The 20,100-nt window shown below is 62.8% G+C and carries 15 protein-coding genes; 8 read left to right on the top strand and 7 right to left on the bottom strand.

All coding sequences use genetic code 11. The features are described from left to right. Positions 1–178 precede the first annotated feature (178 nt). Both AB7M33_RS24240 and AB7M33_RS24245 read right to left on the bottom strand, forming a co-directional pair. Positions 179–1,639: a sensor histidine kinase gene (locus AB7M33_RS24240; protein ID WP_027593404.1), complete on the bottom strand. Its 1,461-nt coding sequence runs from the start codon at positions 1,637–1,639 to the stop codon at positions 179–181. 119 nt (positions 1,640–1,758) lie between these two features. Continuing rightward, positions 1,759–2,352, bottom strand: coding sequence for a transglycosylase SLT domain-containing protein (locus AB7M33_RS24245; RefSeq protein ID WP_454243835.1), 594 nt, complete (start codon positions 2,350–2,352; stop codon positions 1,759–1,761). A gap of 185 nt (positions 2,353–2,537) precedes the next feature. Between AB7M33_RS24245 and gspG the strand changes: the two genes are divergently transcribed. Together gspG and AB7M33_RS24255 are read left to right on the top strand one after the other, a co-directional pair. Next, complete coding sequence (gene gspG / locus AB7M33_RS24250; protein ID WP_027593406.1) at positions 2,538–2,963, top strand: type II secretion system major pseudopilin GspG; 426 nt, start codon at positions 2,538–2,540, stop codon at positions 2,961–2,963. A gap of 11 nt (positions 2,964–2,974) precedes the next feature. Next, positions 2,975–4,165 (top strand): type II secretion system F family protein, encoded by a 1,191-nt coding sequence (locus AB7M33_RS24255; RefSeq protein WP_099429219.1) that lies wholly within the window; start codon positions 2,975–2,977, stop codon positions 4,163–4,165. On the opposite strand, the gene AB7M33_RS24260 is transcribed toward AB7M33_RS24255, so the two are convergent. Both AB7M33_RS24260 and AB7M33_RS24265 read right to left on the bottom strand, forming a co-directional pair. Then, positions 4,159–5,466: an LLM class flavin-dependent oxidoreductase gene (locus AB7M33_RS24260; RefSeq protein WP_454243836.1), complete on the bottom strand. Its 1,308-nt coding sequence runs from the start codon at positions 5,464–5,466 to the stop codon at positions 4,159–4,161. The two genes, AB7M33_RS24255 and AB7M33_RS24260, sit on opposite strands and share 7 nt — an antisense overlap. A 139-nt stretch (positions 5,467–5,605) precedes the next feature. Then, complete coding sequence (locus AB7M33_RS24265; protein ID WP_454243837.1) at positions 5,606–6,547, bottom strand: ABC transporter substrate-binding protein; 942 nt, start codon at positions 6,545–6,547, stop codon at positions 5,606–5,608. A gap of 306 nt (positions 6,548–6,853) precedes the next feature. Between AB7M33_RS24265 and AB7M33_RS24270 the strand changes: the two genes are divergently transcribed. Beyond that, the gene (locus AB7M33_RS24270; RefSeq protein WP_085272930.1) at positions 6,854–7,462 is read left to right on the top strand and encodes a cysteine dioxygenase family protein; all 609 of its coding nucleotides are present in this window, start codon (positions 6,854–6,856) and stop codon (positions 7,460–7,462) included. Further along, positions 7,459–9,045, top strand: a complete 1,587-nt coding sequence (locus tag AB7M33_RS24275) for a rhodanese-related sulfurtransferase (protein ID WP_454243838.1) — start codon at positions 7,459–7,461, stop codon at positions 9,043–9,045. Before AB7M33_RS24270 ends, AB7M33_RS24275 begins: the two co-directional genes overlap by 4 nt. Positions 9,046–9,138: 93 nt before the next feature. Here AB7M33_RS24275 and AB7M33_RS24280 read toward each other — a convergent pair whose 3' ends face one another. Further along, entirely contained in the window at positions 9,139–10,131 is a 993-nt protein-coding gene (locus tag AB7M33_RS24280; RefSeq protein WP_454243839.1) for an RHS repeat-associated core domain-containing protein, read from the bottom strand. Positions 10,132–10,465: 334 nt separating this feature from the next. Continuing rightward, entirely contained in the window at positions 10,466–11,149 is a 684-nt protein-coding gene (locus tag AB7M33_RS24285) for a tetratricopeptide repeat protein (protein WP_454243840.1), read from the bottom strand. Between the two features lie 242 nt (positions 11,150–11,391). Here AB7M33_RS24285 and AB7M33_RS24290 point away from each other — a divergent pair, with 242 nt between their 5' ends. Next, on the top strand, positions 11,392–12,636 hold the full coding sequence (locus tag AB7M33_RS24290) for a DUF1835 domain-containing protein (protein ID WP_265969426.1): 1,245 nt from the start codon (positions 11,392–11,394) through the stop codon (positions 12,634–12,636). A gap of 42 nt (positions 12,637–12,678) precedes the next feature. On the opposite strand, the gene AB7M33_RS24295 is transcribed toward AB7M33_RS24290, so the two are convergent. Continuing rightward, positions 12,679–13,800, bottom strand: a complete 1,122-nt coding sequence (locus AB7M33_RS24295; RefSeq protein WP_454244256.1) for an MFS transporter — start codon at positions 13,798–13,800, stop codon at positions 12,679–12,681. Positions 13,801–14,130: 330 nt separating this feature from the next. Here AB7M33_RS24295 and mexE point away from each other — a divergent pair, with 330 nt between their 5' ends. The 3 genes from mexE to AB7M33_RS24310 are packed head-to-tail and all read left to right on the top strand — an operon-like array spanning position 14,131 to position 19,976. Further along, positions 14,131–15,372, top strand: coding sequence for a multidrug efflux RND transporter periplasmic adaptor subunit MexE (mexE, locus tag AB7M33_RS24300; RefSeq protein WP_099454285.1), 1,242 nt, complete (start codon positions 14,131–14,133; stop codon positions 15,370–15,372). 12 nt (positions 15,373–15,384) lie between these two features. After that, complete coding sequence (locus AB7M33_RS24305) at positions 15,385–18,564, top strand: efflux RND transporter permease subunit (protein ID WP_027593416.1); 3,180 nt, start codon at positions 15,385–15,387, stop codon at positions 18,562–18,564. Beyond that, positions 18,561–19,976, top strand: coding sequence for an efflux transporter outer membrane subunit (locus AB7M33_RS24310; RefSeq protein WP_027593417.1), 1,416 nt, complete (start codon positions 18,561–18,563; stop codon positions 19,974–19,976). The genes AB7M33_RS24305 and AB7M33_RS24310 overlap by 4 nt, the downstream gene beginning before the upstream one ends. Positions 19,977–20,100 lie beyond the last annotated feature (124 nt).

Genomic DNA, 20,100 nt, shown 5'->3' on the forward strand with positions numbered 1-20,100 from the left:
TGCTCACGTTGCAAAAAATCAGCCAGTCGACGAACGAAAAGACATATTCATATTTTTCAGTCACTTGAAAGAACTTATTAAAATCCGGTCAAGCTTCAGTCCCCACTTTTGGGTAACAATTACCCAAAAAAATCTATTTGTTATAAATCATGTAGTTACGATATGAACCTAAAGCCCACTAAGAAGACTTGGCCAACCTGAAATTCAGCGAAACGCGGGTGCCATGCCCTAGGCTGCTACTCAACCTCACCGCGCCACCAAAGCGCTCCATGATGCGTTTGACCAAAACCAGGCCAACGCCCAGCCCGCCCTGCTTGGTGGTGAAGAACGGCCTGAAGGCCATGCGCTGCTGTTGCTCGGTCATGCCCTTGCCGCTATCGGACAGGCGCAGCGTCAGGCCGCGCCGGTCGTGGCGCACCACCTCGACACGCAACTTCCCGCCCTGCTCCATCGACTCCAATGCGTTGGCAATCAAACTGCTGAAAATCTGCCGCAGTAACGCCGGGTGCCCCAACACCTGAACCGCCGGTAACGGTTGCAGGTCGAGGGTGACGCCACTGCGCGCCAGCGGCACGGCAAAGGTCTGCAGGCTTTCCTGCAGCGCCTGCGGCAGGTCCACCGCCACCGCTTCGTCATTGAGCGGGCGCAGTGACTGCAACAGCTGGCGGATCCACTGCGACATGCGGTCGACTTGGCTGATGATGTCGTTGATGTTCCTTTGCGCCGGGCCCTCGTCGAACGCCTGCGCAAGCTCGGCACTGGAGCGGATGCTCGCCAGCGGGTTGCGCAAGCTGTGCGCCACCGCCGAAGACACCTCGCCCAGGGCCACGTAGGTTTCATTGTTGATCAGCCGTTTCTGTTGCACCGCCAGCAGCTTGGCCGCCCGGCGCATGATGCCGTACAGGCCGATATAGACCAGCCCGGCGCCGACGGTGATCGCCAGCCAGATGAGGATCAGGCCATGTTCGATGCGCACGATCAGGTCATGCGGTTCCTTGTAGATCTCCACCATGGCCGTGACGTGCTCGCCATCGGCGTCGAACAACGGAATGTAATTTTCGATGAACAGCTGCTCAGGCGGGGTCACGAACTTTTGCTCTTCGCGTGCCCGCTCGAAGTCGTGGTAGCTGGCCGAGACCCGCATCTTGTACTCGAAGGCGCGGTCCAGGTCGTCGTCGCCTTCGATCAACTTGCCGATCAGTGCCGGGTTGGTCGACCAGATCACCGTGCGGTCCGGCGCATAGATATTGGCCAGCAGCATGTCCGGCAGGTGGGCGATATGGTCGAGAAACTCGCCCCTAGCCTTGCGCCGGGCATCGGGGTCGACATCCGGCAGCGCCGTGCGATCGGTACGCGGGTCCAGCAATTCGCCCATGGTGCGCACATTGGGGATCGACACATGGCGCACTTCAGCATCAGCGATAGAGGTGATGAACTGAGCGGACAACAGCGCATCGCGCTCGACGCTTTCATCGATGATGAAACGGCTGGAGATCAGCCCCAGCCCGACCGCCACCGAGAGAATGATGGCCAGGCTGACCCAGGCATACCAGCGCAGCAGGTTGAACGGCTTGCGTGGGGCTGTCGCCTCGGTACCGGCAGGCACTCCAAGGGCGTCGGAACGAGGGGCGATGTCCATGGCGGACTCCACAGCTGGGCACCTTTGAAGGTTATAGCCCAGAGTTGGGGGAACCATGGTTCTAAATTGATGTCATCCGCCGAAGGGTGGCCGCCGCGCTGCTCGGCCACGTCGCGCGCCTACAGCGGCGAGTCGTCCGCCAGCCCTTGCAGCTTGCGGTAATCGCGCAGCACGTTGGGCACGTAGCGGCGGGTTTCGGCGTACGGTGGCACTGCACCCCGGCGCAGCACCGCGTCGGGGCCGGCGTTATAGGCGGCCACGGCGAGGGTGATGTCATTGTCAAACAAGGTCAGCATGCGTTTCAGGTAGCGTGCCCCACCCTGCACATTGTCCTCAGGGTCCAGGGCGTTCTCCACGCCCATCTCCCGCGCGGTTTCGGGCATCAGTTGCATCAGCCCCACCGCGCCCGCCGGCGAGCGGGCCTTGGGGTTGTAGCCGGACTCTGCCTTGATCAGCGCATGCAGCAGTGCTTGCGGCACGTTGTGGGCCAACGCTGCAGCGGCCACCAGCTCGGCATAGGGCCGCCCGGTGATCATTTGCGCACCAGCAGCCCCCGCCTGGGCCAGCGGTTCGCTGATCACCCGCTGATACTGGCGCCCGGGCCGATGGACGTTGGTCAGTACGTAGCCGCCCTTGGCATCGATGGAGATGTACACATCGGCCTGGGCGGCACCCGCCGCCAGCCAGATCAAACCCAGGATAAGTCCACGCATGTCGGTCGCCTCTTCGTCGTGGCCCCCGATGTGGGGGAAATGCCCCGGAAAACCCGAGGTTGCAGACCACGACGCAAGCACTGTGCCGCTTCCTGCACCGCATGGCGCAAGGCCCCGAGGCAGACGTGCACGGCTGTTGCATGGTGCCTGCCACAGCATGTTCCTACGCAGCGGAGGGCATCACCATGCAGCGCAGATCCAACCCCCAACGTGGCTTCACCCTGCTCGAACTCCTCGTGGTGCTGGTTGTGCTCGGGCTGCTGGCCGGCATCGTCGCGCCCAAGTACTTCAGCCAACTTGGCCGCTCGGAGGTCAAGGTGGCGCGGGCGCAGATCGAGGGTTTGAGCAAAGCCTTGGACCTCTATCGCCTGGAAGTCGGGCATTACCCCAACAGTGAACAAGGCTTGCAGGCACTGGTCATCGCCCCTAGCGGCGAGGCCCGCTGGACCGGCCCGTACCTGCAGAAGGCCGTGCCGCAAGACCCGTGGGGCCGCGCCTACATCTACCGGCAACCCGGTGAGAACGGCGGCGAGTACGATCTGCTGTCGATGGGCAAGGACGGCCAGCCCGGTGGCGACGGTGAGAACGCCGAAATCACCAGCTGGCAATAAGGAGCTCGGCCATGCGCTACAGCCTCAAGGCCCTGGGCAGACAGGGCGTGGTGCAATTGCAGATCGACGCCGAAGATGCCGACCAGGCGCGCCGCCAAGTCGAGGACCAAGGCTTGCGGGTGGTCAGCGTGAAGGGCCAGGGCAGTGCCTTGCGCGGCATGGCCTGGCGCCGCGAGGCGAGCTTTGACCTGGTGTTGTTCAGCCAGGAGCTGTCGACCCTGCTCAACGCTGGCTTGCCATTGATCGATGCCCTGGAAAGCCTGGCGGAAAAAGCCCCCGCTGCGGCCTCGCGCAAGGTGCTCGGCGAACTGGTACGCCAGCTGTACGAGGGGCACTCGCTGTCTCAGGCGCTTGGCCGCCAGCCCAGGATATTCCCGGCCCTGTACGTGGCGCTGGTGCAGTCCAGCGAGCGCACCGGCGCCCTCGGCGACGCCCTCGGCCGCTATATCGCCTACCGGCAACGCTTGGACCTGGTGCGGCAGAAACTGGTGGGGGCGTCGGTTTACCCACTGCTGTTGTTGCTGGTCGGTGGTGGCGTGGTGCTGTTTTTGCTCGGCTACGTGGTGCCGCGCTTCAGCCAGGTGTTCGAAGGCATGGGTACCGAGCTGCCGTGGCTGTCACGCCTGCTGATGCAGATCGGGTTGTTCTTGCATGCCCAGCAACTGCCGCTGGCGCTGGGCAGCGTGGCGGGCATCACCGCCCTGGTACTGCTGCGCCGCCACCCGCGGGTACGGCGCTGGGCAGCGCGCCAGCTCAGGCGCATGCCAGCGCTGCACCAGCGGCTGATGATGTACGAGCTGGCGCGCTTCTACCGCTCGCTGGGCATCCTCCTGCAAGGCGGTATTCCTATCCTCACAGCCATGGGCATGGCCCGCGGGCTGCTGGGTAGCGCCGCCGCGCAGGGCCTTGAACAGGCCAGCCAGCGTGTGGCCGAGGGGTTGCCGCTGTCCGACGCGCTGGAAGTTGGGCAACTGGTGACGCCGGTGTCGCTGCGTCTGCTGCGCGCCGGTGAGCAGTCGGGCAACCTTGGCGAGATGCTGGAGCGTTGCGCCGACTTTCACGACCAGGAGATTGGCCGCTGGGTGGAATGGTTCGTGAAGCTGTTCGAGCCGCTGCTGATGACGTTCATTGGCCTGTTGATCGGCTTTATCGTGATCCTGATGTACATGCCGATCTTCGAACTGGCCTCGAGCATTCACTGAAGGCTAAGGCCGAGGCTTTCGCGCAATGTCGTGCCTTCGTACGCGGTGCGGTAGACGCCACGTGCCTGCAGCAATGGCACCACTTCTTCGGTGAAACGGCGGAACTGGCCTGGATGGCCAATGTAGATATTGAAGCCATCCAGCGCCCGCGCCTCGAACCACTCGGTCATTTTTGCCGCCACCGTTTCGGCGGAGCCGACGAATGCCCCCGGGCGTAGCTGGCGGCCGAACTCCACCGCCTGGCGCAAGCTGAAGCCCTGCGCCCGCGCCTGGTCGGCAATGCGCTTGGCATTGGTGAAGAAGCTGCTGCGGGCATGCTCCAGGCTCTCTTGAGGGAACGGCGCATCGAGGTCGTACTGGGTGAAATCGTGCCACCCGAAATTGCGCCCGAACTCCTTGAGTGCCAGTTCGAAGCTGTGGTCCTGCTGGTGGTAATGGCGCTCGATCTCACGGGCGTGAGCATCGGTGTCGCCCACGTAGATTTCCGCACCTGGCAGTACCAGCATCTGCTCCGGGTCTCGACCCAGGCGCGCGGCACGCTCCTTGACGTCACGATAGAAGGCCTGGCCCTGCTCGATGCTGGCCGCGTGGGTGAAGATCACATCGGCGGTGGCGGCCCCCAAGTCGCGGCCCTGCTGCGAGTCGCCAGCTTGGAAGATTACCGGTTGGCCCTGGGGCGAACGCTGGATGTTCAAGGGCCCCACCACCGAGAAGTGTTCGCCCTTGTGGTTGAGCGCATGCAGCTTCGAGGGGTCGAGAAACTGGCCCGTGGCGCGATCGCGCGGGAAGGCGCCGTTCTCATAGGAATGCCACAAGCCCTGCACCACCTGCACGTGTTCCTCGGCGCGGGCGTAGCGGGTGTCGTAGTCGTAATGCTCGTCACGGCCATAGTTACCCGCGGTGCCGGCATCGCCGCTGGTCACCACGTTCCAGCCAGCGCGGCCTTTGCTGATCAGGTCCAGCGAAGCAAGGCGACGGGCGACGTTATAGGGCTCGTTGTAGGAGGTGGTCAGGGTACCGACCAGCCCGATATGCCGGGTGGTGACGGCCAGGGCCGAGAGCAGGGTCAGCGGCTCCAGGCGGTTGAGGTAATGCGAGGGTGAGCCGGGGGTGATGTATTGGCTGTCGACGATGAATATCAGGTCGAATAGCGCAGCCTCGGCCTGGCGGGCGATGTCGATGTACCAGTCGATGTTGACACTGGCATCGGCCGGCAGCTCGGGGTCGAGCCAGAGGTTATGGCGGCCAGGGCCGCCGCAGCCCATGGTCAGGGCGCCGAGTTTGATTTTGCGGGTGGTCATGGGGAGTCCTCTGAAGTGATGGGGCTGTACCGGCCTCTTCGCGGGCAAGCCCGCTCCCACAGGGACCTGCGCCGATTCTGAAGGTGGCGCTTTTCCTGTGGGAGCGGGCTTGCCCCCGAAGAGGCCGGCACAGTCAAACTCAATGGTCGTTGGCCAGCGCCGCAGCAAATGAGGTATCGAACAGGCTCGCTGCCGGGTAGGCCTTGATCAGCCCAAGCCCGGCAAAGAAGTCCACTGTCTTCTGCGCATCGACAATCACCTGGGGGGTGAGTGGCGCCACGTCGGTGCGCGCGCGGGCGAACCAGGCCCGGGCAATGTCACGGTCGGCGCGGGTGCGCTTGGCCCAGGCGTCGGCATAGGCCTCGGTGTTGGCTGGATTGCTCAATGTCCAATCACGGGCCTTCTTCAAACGCTGCAGAAAATCAGTGATCTGCGCACGCTTGGCGTCGACGGCCTTGGCATTGGCCACCACAAAGCTCTGGGCCGGAATCAAGCCTTCGGCTGTGGCCAGCACCCTGGCGCCTTGGCGCTCCTGTTGGGTGACATAGGGCTCCCAAGTCGCGATCACGTCCACCGAACCGCCATCCAGGGCGTGCGAGGCATCCAGCGCGCTGAGGTAGCGCAGCTCCAGGGCATCGCGAGGCACGCCGGCCCTGTCCAGGGCGCTGAACAGCAGTTGCTGGCTCCACGAGCCTTTCCACAGGGCCGCGCGTTTGCCGCGCAGGTCTTCAAGGCTGTGAATGTTCGAATCCTTGCGCGCCAGGATGGCGACCCCGTCGAGGTTCTGCCGGCTCACCGCAATCACCTTGATCGGTGCCCCCAAGGCACCGAGAAACAGCGGCGGCGCATCGCCCAGCAGGCCAATGTCGAGGCTGCCGACATTCAAGGCTTCAGCCACCGGGGAGCCTGCGGTGAACTGCTTCCATTCCAGGGTATAGGGCACGTCATCGAGCACGCCAGCGGCTTCCATCACCGCACGGGCATTGAAGCTTTGGTCGCCGACCACCAGGGTCTGCGCGGCGGCGGCCAGGCTCAGTGAGGTGGCCAGCACACCGGCGGCCAGTTGCTTGAGGTATCGCACGTTCGTCTCCAGGGCCAATAAAGGCGCAACTAGGTAGTCGATCCGCCCGTGCGGTCTCGCTTTGATAAATGACAGTGGTATGCGCTTTGAATCTAACCAGCGCCTTGCTTATAAGTTATCGATGTATAGAGCCTGTGGGAAATTCGTTCTAGGCATAACCTAATGCCTCCGGCGGTGACCTATTTCAAAACAGATAGGCGAGCCTGTAAATGCATATTTTGCATATTAGCTTATGATTAATTTTACTTTGGTGAATATTCAGCGAGTTTGCTAGGGTTAACCGAAACCGTCAGCCGAGCCTGAACCATGAGCCAACCCCTGCGCCTGGAGCGCCTGCGACACTTCATCGGTGCGCTTTCGGAGCTGCTCGACCGAGCCCCCGACGAAGCCACCCTCCTCGACCAAGGCCAAGGCCTGCTGCGCAGCCTGGTCGCCCATGACGACTGGTTACCCGAAGCCCTCGCCCAACCGGACCCAAGCCGTTACCAGCAATACCTGCTGCATTGCGACTCGCGCCAACGCTTCTCTGTCGTCAGCTTCGTCTGGGGGCCAGGGCAGCAGACGCCGATTCACGATCACCGAGTCTGGGGGCTGATCGGCATGCTGCGCGGCGCTGAATATTCGCAAGGTTTCGCCCGCAGCGAGCACGGTGCGTTGCTGCCGGCCGGTGCGCCGGTGCGGATCGACCCTGGCCATGTCGAAGCGGTTTCGCCGCGTATCGGCGACATTCACCAGGTCAGTAACGCCTTCGACGACCAGGTGTCGATCAGCATCCACGTCTACGGCGCCAACATCGGCGCGGTCAGCCGGGCGGTGTACCTGGCCGACGGCACTGAAAAACCCTTCATCTCCGGCTACTCCAATACCCTCCTGCCCAACATCTGGGACCTGTCCAAAGAGAATCCAGCCCCATGAGTACTGTCGCCACCCGTTCCTTCCATGACATTCGCCGGGCCTTGCTGGCCCATGAAGAGCTGGCGTTGATCGATGTTCGCGAGGAAGACCCGTTCGCCCAGGAACACCCGCTGTTTGCCGCCAACATCCCGCTGTCGAAGCTGGAGCTGGAAGTCTTCGCCCGGGTACCGCGGCGTGACACCGCCATCACCCTGTATGACGACGGTGAAGGGCTGGCTACGCTGGCTGCCGCGCGTTTGTCGGCGTTGGGTTACAGCGATGTGGCACTGCTCGAGGGCGGCCTGGCTGGCTGGCGCGCGGCTGGCGGCGAGTTGTTCCGTGACGTCAACGTGCCAAGCAAGGCCTTTGGCGAACTGGTCGAAAGCGAGCGGCACACGCCGTCGCTGGCGGCCGAGCAGGTGCAGGCATTGCTCGATGCCAAGGCCGATGTGGTGGTGCTCGACGCCCGTCGTTTCGACGAGTACCAGACCATGAGCATCCCCGGCGGCATCAGTGTGCCGGGGGCCGAACTGGTATTGCGCGTGGCCGAGCTCGCGCCGAACCCCGCCACCCAGGTAATCGTCAACTGCGCGGGGCGTACCCGCAGCATCATCGGCACCCAATCACTGGTCAACGCCGGCATCCCCAACCCGGTGGCGGCACTGCGCAATGGCACCATCGGCTGGACGCTTGCCGGCCAGCAACTGGCTCACGGCCAGCAACGCAGCTTTGCCCCCGTTAGCGACACCACCCGCGCCAGCGCCGCCGACCGTGCCCGCGCCGTGGCCGACCGTGCCGCAGTCGCGCGGCTGACTTGCGAAGGCCTGGCGGCCTGGCAGGCCGAGCCCCACCGCACCACCTACCTGTTCGATGTGCGTACCCCTGAAGAGTTTGCCCAAGGCCACCTGCCGGCCAGCCGCTCGGTCCCCGGCGGGCAACTGGTGCAAGAGACCGACCATGTCGCCAGCGTGCGCGGCGCCCGCATCGTGCTGGTGGATGACGACGGTGTGCGGGCCAACATGAGTGCCTCGTGGCTGGCCCAGATGGGTTGGCAGGTCGCCGTGCTGGACGGCCTGTCGGCAGCGGATTTCAGCGAGTCCGGCGATTGGCAGGCGCCATTGCCGGAACAGCCCCAGGTGAACGAGATCGACGTCGACCAGTTGCACACCTGGCTGCAAGCGCCAGGCACGGTGCTGCTGGACTTCACCACCAGCGCCAACTACGTCAAACGCCACATCCCGGGTGCCCATTGGGCGATCCGAGCGCAGTTGCCGCAGGTGCTGGAGCAACTGCCGGTTGCCGAACGCTACGTGCTCACCTGCGGCAGCAGCTTGCTGGCGCGCTTTGCGGCGGTCGACTTGCAGGCCCTGACACACACCCCGGTGTATGTGCTGGAGGGCGGCACTGCGCGCTGGATTGCTGCGGGCTTACCGCTGGAAAGTGGCGAAACGCACCTGGCAGTGGCGCGCAGCGACCGCTACCGCCGGCCCTATGAAGGCACCGACAACCCGCGTGAAGCCATGCAAGGGTATCTGGACTGGGAGTTCGGCCTGATCGCCCAGCTTGAACGCGACGGTACGCATGGTTTTCGTGTTTTAAGGTGAGAGAAACGGGGCTGCCGCGCGGCAGCTCCAAGTTCATATCAAACACCAGTTACAGCAAATCTTAAAGAGCCCACATAGATTCAATCTTAATTATTACCTACGTGGATCCCGTAGCGCACCAAATCCACCATCAAGTAAATAACTGAGTGATCCCTCCATAGTCACACCATTATTACGAACTCCAGAAGCTAACGAATAGATAGCGTGAAGCACGTCATTCGATCGCCCGCCATAATTAGTTGCCACTTTGTACGGCTCCACACCTTGGTAAGCATTATCAAGAGCTTGCTGTAGTGTTTGATCGGCATAGGCTGGGTCCATCATCCACTTATTCCACTGAATCTTACCATTGGTTGCCCGCGCAAACCCTTCTTCGTGACCCCATTGACGTCCCTCGTCAAGACCAGTTGCACGTCCCTCGGCAAGACCAGTTGCACGTCCCTCGGCAAGACCAGTTGCACGTCCCTCGGCAAGACCATTTGCATGTCCCTCGGCAAGACCATTTGCATATCCCTCGGCAAGACCATCTGCACGTCCCTCGGCAAGACCATTTGCATGCCCATCCGTCTTCCCTTTATCGTATGTTTTAACTTTACTGGAAAGACCGGTGAGGCGTGTCAGATTTTTCCTCAGCCATCGCCACCTTCCCGATGGATCACTATAATTAACAGGATCGCTCCCACAGTACACGTAAGCGTTAATTCCGCCCTTACCAAAAGGACTGAATGCATCAGCACTACAAAACCTCATGAGCATAGGATTATATGCACGGTATCCGTTCCCCAAAAAATAGATGCCATTGAGCTGACAGTACTGACCGGTAAACCCTAACAACGTACGTGGCGTGGCTGACCCGTGTAAAAATCCAAAAGCTGTATAACTTTTCGATTTCTCTTGTCGATTTGACTGAATGGTATTGAGAGCGTCAACACCATATAAACCAGCAGCGACAGCGGCATCTTTATGACCAACCTCCGCCAGCGGCATGTAACCACCATACAATAACGAAATACTTTCAGCATCCTTTATGCTCGTAACAAGCTTATTACGCCGATAGAAGTACAGATGATCATTTGACCTATCCATCACACACCTCTTCTCATTTGTTGTATGTGGCAATTTTTATATACACTGCGCGAAAAACCAACCAAAATAGGGGGCAATAGCTACGACACCGGGTGCCCAATAAGTAAAAATCGTTGAACTGTCGGCATTCACCGTCAAACCCCAACAAAAAACAGGCATGATCATTCGGCGAGCCATTCCCAAACGGTCTATAGCTAAACTTACGTGAGCCATGTTGTGAGCTACTCATGGTGCAACCCTGGCCGATTGACTGGTAGGCCCTAGCTTCGCCGAATACAAAATCGGAACACAACTGTTAGAAATGCTAGTTTCCTATTCAAGCGTCACCCGCTCATCAGTGATGCACTAAGTAGGCTCCGGCAGGAAGAAGCTTTTGCAGCTTCTTGCATTTGCCCGGCGGGGGTTGGTGCCCAGGTGGGCGATCGGGGTACCAGATTCGGCATTTGCCTGGCGGCGGTCTGTGGCCCCGCGGTACCTCGAAGGCAGTTTCGTCCATGGGGTATTCAGGCATGCCCACGCGCTGCTGACCGGCAACGCCCTGGCGTTGCTGGGCAGCAGCCAGGGAGACTGATCGCGCGGGCTCCGGGCTGGCCTCTGCGGGTATTACTTGAACGGCCGACGCCTTTACAGCACCCGGCGGCGTACCCGAAATCCGGGCTTGGTTCGCCGCCTCGATCAATTGCAGATTGCGATTGCGCAAGGCCACGTTGCGTCCAACCCGCAGGTTGGAGCGCGCCGCCAACACTTCAGCCTGTTCGTATTGCCCCTGCTGCAGGCGCAGCACACCCAGGTAGTGCAGCGTGGCGGGGTTGTTCGGCTGGATTTGCAGCGCCCGCTCCAGCGTGGCGGCAGCCTGGTCCAGTTTGCCTTCTGCGTATTGTCTGGAGGCTGTTTCGATCAGCAGGGTCGAGGCCGTGTTACTGCTTGCAGGCGCCGTGCGCTCGCCGGCGGTGATGGAATCGCACGCGGTGATGCTGAACAACAGGGTTAAGGCCGACAGCATACGCTTGCTTGACATGAGGAACGCACTCGACGGGTCCAGGTGGGCCTGGTTCGAAAGAAGACGCTATCGACCTGAACATGCCATCGAAGTTCCCATCAACCGCCAGGCCATTGCTTCACCGCCCACTAGCCGCTAGAGTCCGCCCTAGGGCGTTCGCTGCGCCTGCGGTCCGCGCGAAGGGGTGCCCAAGCCACGCTTCATCTCATTTTCATTCCAGCTCCCGGCTTGTCGGCGGACCGAGCCCCAAAGGAGTTGGCATGCCCGCCATCCATGCTTCCCGTCATCACGGCCTGCTCGATCTGGCCGACCTGCGCAAACGCGCCAAACGCTTGCTGAAAGCGCTAAACAACGGCGAGGCCGAGGACGCGCGCGCCCAACTGCGCCTACTCGGCCTGACTGGCCCGCATTACAGGCTCGCTGACACCCAGTGGCTGCTGGCCCGCGAAGCGGGTTTTGCCAGTTGGCCAAAGCTCAAGGCGCATGCTGACGCTGTCGCCTTTGCAGCGCGCCACCCAAACTTTACCGCCGATGGCGAGGCCACCATGCAGCACTGGCGCTGCGGCAATGACATCGCCCATAGCTTGCGCACAGTGGGCTTTAACGGCGCGTTTCACATGTTCGACGACCCGATGGTCATGGGGCCGGTGCCGGCACTGCCAGAAGATGAGTACTGGCCCGTGCGTGCCGCGTATACGCAACAGGCGTTCAACCTTGGCGCGCAGGACGTCGAGCAGCGCCAGGCTAGGCAGCGCGCAGCACTGGCACAGTTGAACGCTGATAGTGAAGTTGTGCTCTGGTGCGAAGGGGATGCTTACGATCAGCTATTTCTGATCCGAGTTCTGGCAAGCCTGCCCTGCCTGCCGCGGCGGCTCGAGCTGATCGAAATTACCGAGGTGCCCGGCGTCGAGCGCTTCATCGGCATCGGCCAACTCGCCCCCGACCTGCTTGCCTGGCTTTGGCCACAACGGCGGCCTTTGGGCCCAGACGCCATAGCGTTAGCGAAGCAGGCTTGGGCTGCCTATACCGCACCAGACCCACGCGCCTGGGCTGCCCTTGCGGTTCAGAAGCACCCGTCTTTACCCCAATTAAGCGCAGCACTTGCACGCCAGTTGCAGGAACTGCCAGGGGCAAAGGATGGCCTGAGCCTCACAGAGCGCTTGCTGTTACGCATCCTCGCGCAAAAGGGTGAGCTCCCGGCCGGCCGAGTGTTTGCACAGCTGATGATGCACGATGAACCATTGCCTTACCTGGGCGACCTGATGTTCCACGTGCTGCTGCAACCGCTGATCCATGCACCGCACCCGCTGTTGCTGGAAGGCTCAGGAGAGGGCTGGGCGCAACGGCCCTTGAGGCTGACTGCACTGGGCGAAAGCGTTCTCGACGGGCAGGCCAATTGGCTGGATCAGGCGCCTCCTCCGCGCTGGGTTGGCGGTGTACTTATCGACGCTGAGCAAGCGCCTTGGGTAGTCAGCGAGCGAGGCGAAGTCTGGCAACGCCATTAGGGAAATGCTGCTGGCGCTTGATCTCAAAGGGACTCAACCTTTTCAAGCGCCAGCACTTACCCGCCGCATCACCATGCCCACCAGCACCACATTGACCAGTGCCAGCAGGCACAAGGTCACCAATACCCCCATTGAGCCAAAGTGCTCAAACAGATATCCACCCACCAGCGGCGTCAAGGCCTGGCCGATCAGCGAAGGCCGCGACATGCGCCCCATCAGCAGCACATACTGCGCGGGCGGCATCATTGCCAACGGCAACAGCCCGCGCACGATCGCCCGCAAGCCGTTACCGCAGCCGAATACCAGCAGGCCCACGGCCGTGGCCGCCGGCACCAGCGTCACCAGCAGCAAGCCCACCAGCACCAGGCTTACCCAGGCCAGCGCCGTCCAGATTGGGTGGCGCTTGCCCGCCAGAATCTGCAGCACCCGCGAGGCCACCTGGCTGGGGCCGAGCATCGCCGCCAGGCCGATCGCCACCGGCAGCGAATGCCCAAGGCCCTGGAGCACGGCGACCAACTGCACGGCAATCGCCGTCATGATGATCGCGCCAATGGCGAACATGCCGGTCAACAGCAGGTAGAGCTGGCGATCTACCCCGACTGCAGCGCTGTTCTGCTGCGCCTTGCGCACCTCGACCTGCCCGCCTGGCGGCAATACACGCCAATACAACGGGGCTACCACCAGTAGCAGCACAACCGCATAACACACGCAGGTCGTGCGCCAGCCCAGGTGCTCGATGGCCAAGGCCACGGTCGGCCACGACAGGGTCGAGGCAAAGCCGGCAATCAGGGTGATGCCAGTGATAGCCTTGCCAGCGCCCTCGCCATACAGGCCGCCCAGGGTCGAGAACAAGGCCTCGTACAGCCCCATGGCCATGCCCACACCGATCACCGCCCAAGCCAGCAGGAACACCAACAGGCTGTGGCTGGCAGCCATGATCAGCAGGCCCACTGCAACCACCGCACCACTGGCCGCCATTTGCGGGCGGCCGCCGTAGCGGGCGACCAGGCGGCTGGACAACGGGGCGCACAGCGCCGAGACCATCAGGCTCAGCGACAACGCGCCGTACACCCACTGGCTGGGCCAGCCAGTGTCACGGCTGATCGGGTCGGCCATCACGGCCATGAGGAAGAACGAACCGCCCCAGACCAGGATTTGCAGGATGCCCAGGCAGACGATGCCGAGGGGCCTGGGGAATTGGGGGGTGCTTTTCACTACGAGGCCTTGAGTCACATGCGTGGGTGTCTGCACCGGCCCTTTCGCGGGACAAGCCCGCTCCCACAGGAATCTCAGCGACGCTGACAGCAGCATATGACCTGTGGGAGCGGGCTTGCCCCGCGAAAGGGCCAGCACAGGCACCCTACCATGCCCACCATCGATGAAATATCCCGACATATCATTCAGCGTGATAATAACCTTCGCCCCGTTCGATTCGTGCCTCACGCGCAAGACACTCACACTCCGCCCACTACTAATACATTGGCGGAGTTCTCCATGGAACAATCACTCAAACCCTTGCGCTTTCCACTCGCTGCCCTGGCAGTCGTAGTGCTCAGCGCTTGCGGTCGAACCCCCGACGCCGTGCAGGCGCCCGCCGCGCCCAAGGTCAGCGTGGCCAAGGTGATCGAGCAGCCGATCAACGAATGGGACGAGTTCACCGGCCGCCTCGAAGCCCCGGAAACCGTCGAAGTGCGGCCACGGGTCTCGGGCCAGATCGACCTGGTTGGTTTCACCGAGGGCGCGCAGGTCAAGAAAGGCGACCTGCTGTTCCAGATCGACCCACGCCCGTTCCAGGCAGAGGTCCGCCGCCTCGAAGCCCAACTGCAGCAAGCCAAGGCCACGGCCATCCGCAGCGCCAACGAAGCCCGCCGCGGCGAGCGCCTGCGTGACAGCAACGCGATCTCCGCCGAGCTTGCCGAGTCGCGCAGCAGCGCCGCCGCTGAAGCCCGCGCCGGGGTCGATGCCATCCAGGCCCAACTCGACCTGGCCCGCCTGAACCTGAGCTTCACCCGCGTGACCGCGCCCATCAGCGGCCGGGTCAGCCGTGCCCAGTTCACTGCCGGCAACATCGTCACCGCCGATGTCACCCCGCTGACCAGCGTGGTCTCCACCGACAAGGTCTACGCCTATTTCGACGCCGACGAGCGCGTGTACCTCAAGTACACCCAGCTGGCGCGTGAAGGCCAGCGCGGCCAGGCCACCCCGGTGTACCTCGGCCTGACCAACGAAACCGGCAACCCGCACCTGGGCCAGATGAACTTCGTCGACAACCAAGTTAACCCGCGCACCGGCACCATCCGTGGCCGCGCCGTGTTCGACAACCGCGACGGCCAGTTCACCCCTGGCCTGTATGCCCGCCTGAAGCTGGTCGGCAGCGCCCAGTACGACGCCGTGCTGATCAACGACGAAGCCGTCGGCACCGACCTTGGCAAGAAGTTCGTGCTGGTGATGGACAAGGACAACAAAGCCGCCTACCGCGCGGTAGAGCTGGGGCCGAAGCTAGAAGGCCTGCGCATCGTGCGCAGCGGCCTGGCCAAGGACGACCGCATCGTGGTCAGGGGCCTGCAGCGTGTGCGCCCAGGCTCCGCGGTAACCCCGGAAGACACCCCGATGGCCAGCGAGCAGACCCTCGCCGCCCTCGCCCAACAGCGCCAGGCCCTGGAGGCCAGCAACCCGGCGCCGAAGGTAGCGGGCGCCACTGTAAAAGTCGCCAGCGCCCAAGCGCCACGCGGTTAAGGGACCACACCGATGAACTTCTCGAAATTCTTCATCACCCGGCCGATCTTTGCGGCGGTACTGTCGCTGGTACTGCTGATCGCAGGGTCGATCTCGCTGTTCCAGTTGCCGATCAGCGAATACCCCGAGGTGGTGCCACCTACAGTAGTGGTGCGTGCCAACTTCCCGGGCGCCAACCCCAAGGTGATCGGTGAAACGGTCGCCGCGCCGCTGGAGCAGGCCATCACCGGCGTGGAGAACATGCTGTATATGTCTTCCCAGTCCACCGCCGATGGCAAGCTGACACTGACCATCACCTTCGCCCTGGGCACTGACCTGGACAACGCGCAGGTGCAGGTCCAGAACCGTGTCACCCGTACCCAGCCCAAGCTGCCGGAAGAAGTGACGCGCATTGGTATCACCGTCGACAAGGCCTCGCCCGACCTGACCATGGTCGTGCACCTGACGTCGCCGGACAACCGCTACGACATGCTCTACCTGTCCAACTACGCCATCCTCAACATCAAGGACGAGTTGGCGCGCCTGGGCGGCGTGGGTGATGTGCAGCTGTTCGGCATGGGCGACTACTCGCTGCGCGTGTGGCTCGACCCGAACAAGACCGCTTCGCGCAACCTGACTGCCAGCGACGTCGTCGCGGCCATCCGTGAGCAGAACCGCCAGGTTGCGGCCGGCCAGTTGGGCGCCCCGCCCGCCCCCGGATCCACCAGCTTCCAGCTGTCGATCAACACCCAAGGCCGCCTGGTCAATGAGGAAGAGTTCGAGAACATCATCATCCGTGCCGGTGCCGATGGCGAAATCACCCGCCTGAAAGACATCGCCCGGGTCGAACTGGGCTCCAGCCAGTACGCCCTGCGCTCGCTGCTGAACAACCAGCCGGCGGTGGCGATCCCGATCTTCCAGCGCCCAGGCTCCAACGCCATCGACATCTCCGACGAAGTGCGGGCGAAAATGGCCGAGCTGAAGAAGGACTTCCCTGAGGGGATGGACTACAGCATCGTCTATGACCCGACCGTATTCGTCCGTGGTTCGATCGAAGCGGTAGTGCACACGCTGTTCGAAGCGCTGATCCTGGTCGTGCTGGTCGTGATCCTGTTCCTGCAGACCTGGCGCGCCTCGATCATTCCGCTGCTGGCCGTGCCGGTGTCGCTGATCGGTACCTTTGCCGTGATGCACCTGTTCGGCTTCTCGCTCAATGCCTTGTCGCTGTTCGGGCTGGTATTGGCCATCGGTATCGTGGTGGACGACGCCATCGTCGTGGTGGAGAACGTCGAGCGTAATATCGGGCTTGGCCTGAAACCGCTGGAAGCCACGCAAAAGGCCATGAGCGAAGTGACCGGGCCGATCATCGCCACCGCATTGGTGCTGTGCGCCGTGTTCGTACCTGCGGCGTTCATTTCCGGGCTTACCGGACAGTTCTACAAGCAATTTGCCCTGACCATCGCCATCTCGACCGTGATCTCGGCATTCAACTCGCTGACCTTGTCGCCAGCCTTGGCGGCTGTGCTGCTCAAAGACCACCACGCGCCCAAGGACCGTTTCTCGCGGTTGCTGGAAAAGCTGCTGGGCAGCTGGCTGTTCGCGCCGTTCAACCGGTTCTTCGACCGTGCCAGCCACAGCTATGTTGGCGGAGTGCGCCGGGTCATCCGCTCCAGCGGCATCGCCCTGTTCGTTTACGCCGGCCTGATGGGCCTGACCTACCTGGGCTTCTCGTCCACCCCGACCGGTTTCGTACCGGCCCAGGACAAGCAGTACCTGGTCGCCTTCGCCCAGCTGCCGGACGCCGCCAGCCTCGACCGCACCGAGGCGGTGATCAAGCGCATGAGCGAAATCGCCCTGAAGCAACCGGGTGTTGCCGACTCGGTGGCCTTCCCAGGCCTGTCGATCAACGGTTTCACCAACAGCCCGAACAGCGGCATCGTGTTCACCCCGCTCAAGCCATTCGACGAGCGTAAAGACCCGAGCCAGTCGGCAGCCGCCATCGCCGCCGCGCTGAATGCCCAGTTCGCCGACATCCAAGACGCCTACATCGCGATCTTCCCGCCTCCGCCGGTTCAAGGCCTGGGCACTATCGGCGGCTTCCGCCTGCAGATCGAGGACCGCGGCAACCTGGGCTACGAAGCGCTGTACAAAGAAACCCAGAACATCATCGCCAAGAGCCACAACGTGCCGGAGCTGGCTGGCCTGTTCACCAGCTACCAGGTCAACGTGCCTCAGGTCGATGCAGCCATCGACCGCGAAAAGGCCAAGACCCACGGCGTGGCGATCAATGACATCTTCGACACCCTGCAGGTCTACCTGGGCTCGCTGTACACCAACGACTTCAACCGCTTTGGCCGTACCTACCAGGTCAACGTTCAGGCAGAACAACAGTTCCGTCTCGACGCCGAGCAGATTGGCCAGTTGAAGGTGCGCAACAACCTGGGCGAGATGATCCCGCTGGCGACCTTCCTCAAGGTCAGCGACACCTCCGGGCCTGACCGCGTCATGCACTACAACGGCTTCATCACTGCCGAAATCAACGGCGCGGCGGCACCGGGCTACAGCTCTGGCCAGGCCGAGGCAGCCATTGAAAAACTGCTCAAGGAAGAGCTGCCCAACGGCATGACCTTCGAGTGGACCGACCTGACCTACCAGCAGATCCTCTCGGGCAACACCGCGCTGTTCGTCTTCCCGCTCTGCGTGCTGCTGGCCTTCCTGGTGCTGGCCGCCCAGTACGAAAGCTGGAGCCTGCCGCTGGCGGTGATCCTGATCGTGCCGATGACCCTGCTGTCGGCCATTACCGGGGTGATCATCTCGGGTGGCGACAACAACATCTTCACCCAGATCGGCTTGATCGTACTGGTGGGCCTGGCGTGCAAGAACGCGATCCTGATCGTCGAGTTCGCCAAGGATGAACAGGCCAAGGGCCTCGACCCGCTGGCTGCGGTACTGGAAGCCTGCCGACTGCGCCTGCGGCCGATCCTGATGACCTCGATCGCCTTCATCATGGGCGTGGTACCGCTGGTGTTCTCCTCCGGTGCCGGCTCGGAAATGCGCCACGCCATGGGTGTCGCGGTGTTCTCGGGGATGATCGGCGTCACTGTATTCGGGCTGTTCCTGACGCCTGTGTTCTTCTTCCTGATCCGCCGTTTCGTCGAACGCCGCCAAGCCCGCAAGGCCGAACGCGTTCAATCGCTGGAGAGCCACGCATGAATATGCTCAAGCCCCTGACCCCGAGCCTGTTGGCCTTGGCCCTGGCGGCCTGTGCGGTGGGCCCGGACTACAAGACGCCGACCACCGAGCCTGCCCATTTCGACACTGAAATGCAGGCCAAGGCCTACGACCGCAGCCGCTTCGAAAGCATCTGGTGGAAGCAGTTCGACGACCCGGTGCTGAACCAACTGGTGCAAGCCTCGCTCGACGGCAACCGTGACCTTCGCGTGGCCTTTGCCCGGCTGAAGTCGGCCCGTGCGATCCGTGAGGACGCCTCGAACGACCAGTTGCCGGTGGTCACCAGCCGTGCCAGCAGCGAAATCGGCAAAGGCCAGGTCCCCGGCCAGACTGAGCAGCGGGTTAACAGCGAACGCTACGACCTGGGCCTGGACATGGCCTGGGAGCTTGACCTGTTCGGCCGTATCCAGCGCCAGATCGAAGCCAGCGAAGCCCAGGAAGCCGCTGCCGCAGCCGACTTGCAGCAGTTGCAGGTCAGCCTGATCGCCGAACTGGTCGACGCCTACGGCCAACTGCGTGGCGCGCAATTGCGCGAGAACATCGCCCTGGCCAACCTCAAGACTCAGCAAGAATCGCGCAGCATCACCGAAACCCTGCGCGATGCCGGGGTCGGCAACGAACTCGACGTGGTCCGGGCCGATGCGCGCCTGGCCGGCGTCGAGGCCACCGTGCCGCAACTGCAGGCCGAACAGGCGCGTGCCCGCCATCGCATCGCCACCCTGCTTGGCCAACGCCCGGATGCACTGAGCGTCGACCTGTCGCCCAAGGCCCTGCCGGCGATCGCCAAAGCGCTGCCGGTGGGCGACCCTGGCGAGTTGCTGCGGCGCCGCCCGGATATCCGCAGTGCCGAACGCCAGCTGGCGGCCGCCACGGCCAACGTCGGTGTCGCCACCGCTGACCTGTTCCCGCGGGTCAGCCTCAGTGGCTTCCTCGGCTTTACCGCCGCACGCGGCTCGCAGATCGGGTCTTCGGCAGCCAATGCCTGGGGCCTTGGCCCTAGCATCACCTGGGCGGCCTTCGACCTGGGCAGCGTACGGGCCCGCCTGCGCGGTGCCAAGGCAGACGCCGAAGGCGCCCTGGCCAACTATGAGCAGCAGGTGCTGCTGGCCCTGGAAGAGTCGGCCAATGCCTTCAGCGATTACGACAAGACGCAGCAGCGCCTGCTGTCGCTGATGCGCCAGAGTGACGCCAGCCGCAAGGCTGCGGAGCTGGCGTCGATCCGTTATCGCGAAGGTACGGTGGACTACCTGGTGTTGCTCGACGCTGAACGTGAACGCCTCAGCGCTGAAGATGCCCAAGCCCAAGGTGAGGTCGAGCTGTACCGCGGTATCGTCTCGATCTACAAAGCCTTGGGCGGTGGCTGGCAACCTGAAACGGTGGCCAGCACGCGCTGATAGGCGGTACATCTGCAGCGCCTACAAGATCGAGCGCCGCCCGCGCGGCGCATCGCGAGCAACGCTCGCTCCTACGTTTGTTTCAGGCCAATTATTCCTGGGACAAACGCACGCGACCGTCATG

This window comes from Pseudomonas sp. Y3 TE3536 (assembly GCF_053629175.1).

Coding starts and splice junctions, on each gene's coding strand:
- AB7M33_RS24240 (WP_027593404.1), bottom strand. CDS start 1,639: ATGGACATCGCCCCTCGTTCCGACGCCCTTGGAGTGCCTGCCGGTACC.
- AB7M33_RS24245 (WP_454243835.1), bottom strand. CDS start 2,352: ATGCGTGGACTTATCCTGGGTTTGATCTGGCTGGCGGCGGGTGCCGCC.
- gspG (WP_027593406.1), top strand. CDS start 2,538: ATGCAGCGCAGATCCAACCCCCAACGTGGCTTCACCCTGCTCGAACTC.
- AB7M33_RS24255 (WP_099429219.1), top strand. CDS start 2,975: ATGCGCTACAGCCTCAAGGCCCTGGGCAGACAGGGCGTGGTGCAATTG.
- AB7M33_RS24260 (WP_454243836.1), bottom strand. CDS start 5,466: ATGACCACCCGCAAAATCAAACTCGGCGCCCTGACCATGGGCTGCGGC.
- AB7M33_RS24270 (WP_085272930.1), top strand. CDS start 6,854: ATGAGCCAACCCCTGCGCCTGGAGCGCCTGCGACACTTCATCGGTGCG.
- AB7M33_RS24275 (WP_454243838.1), top strand. CDS start 7,459: ATGAGTACTGTCGCCACCCGTTCCTTCCATGACATTCGCCGGGCCTTG.
- AB7M33_RS24280 (WP_454243839.1), bottom strand. CDS start 10,131: ATGGATAGGTCAAATGATCATCTGTACTTCTATCGGCGTAATAAGCTT.
- AB7M33_RS24285 (WP_454243840.1), bottom strand. CDS start 11,149: ATGTCAAGCAAGCGTATGCTGTCGGCCTTAACCCTGTTGTTCAGCATC.
- AB7M33_RS24290 (WP_265969426.1), top strand. CDS start 11,392: ATGCCCGCCATCCATGCTTCCCGTCATCACGGCCTGCTCGATCTGGCC.
- mexE (WP_099454285.1), top strand. CDS start 14,131: ATGGAACAATCACTCAAACCCTTGCGCTTTCCACTCGCTGCCCTGGCA.
- AB7M33_RS24305 (WP_027593416.1), top strand. CDS start 15,385: ATGAACTTCTCGAAATTCTTCATCACCCGGCCGATCTTTGCGGCGGTA.
- AB7M33_RS24310 (WP_027593417.1), top strand. CDS start 18,561: ATGAATATGCTCAAGCCCCTGACCCCGAGCCTGTTGGCCTTGGCCCTG.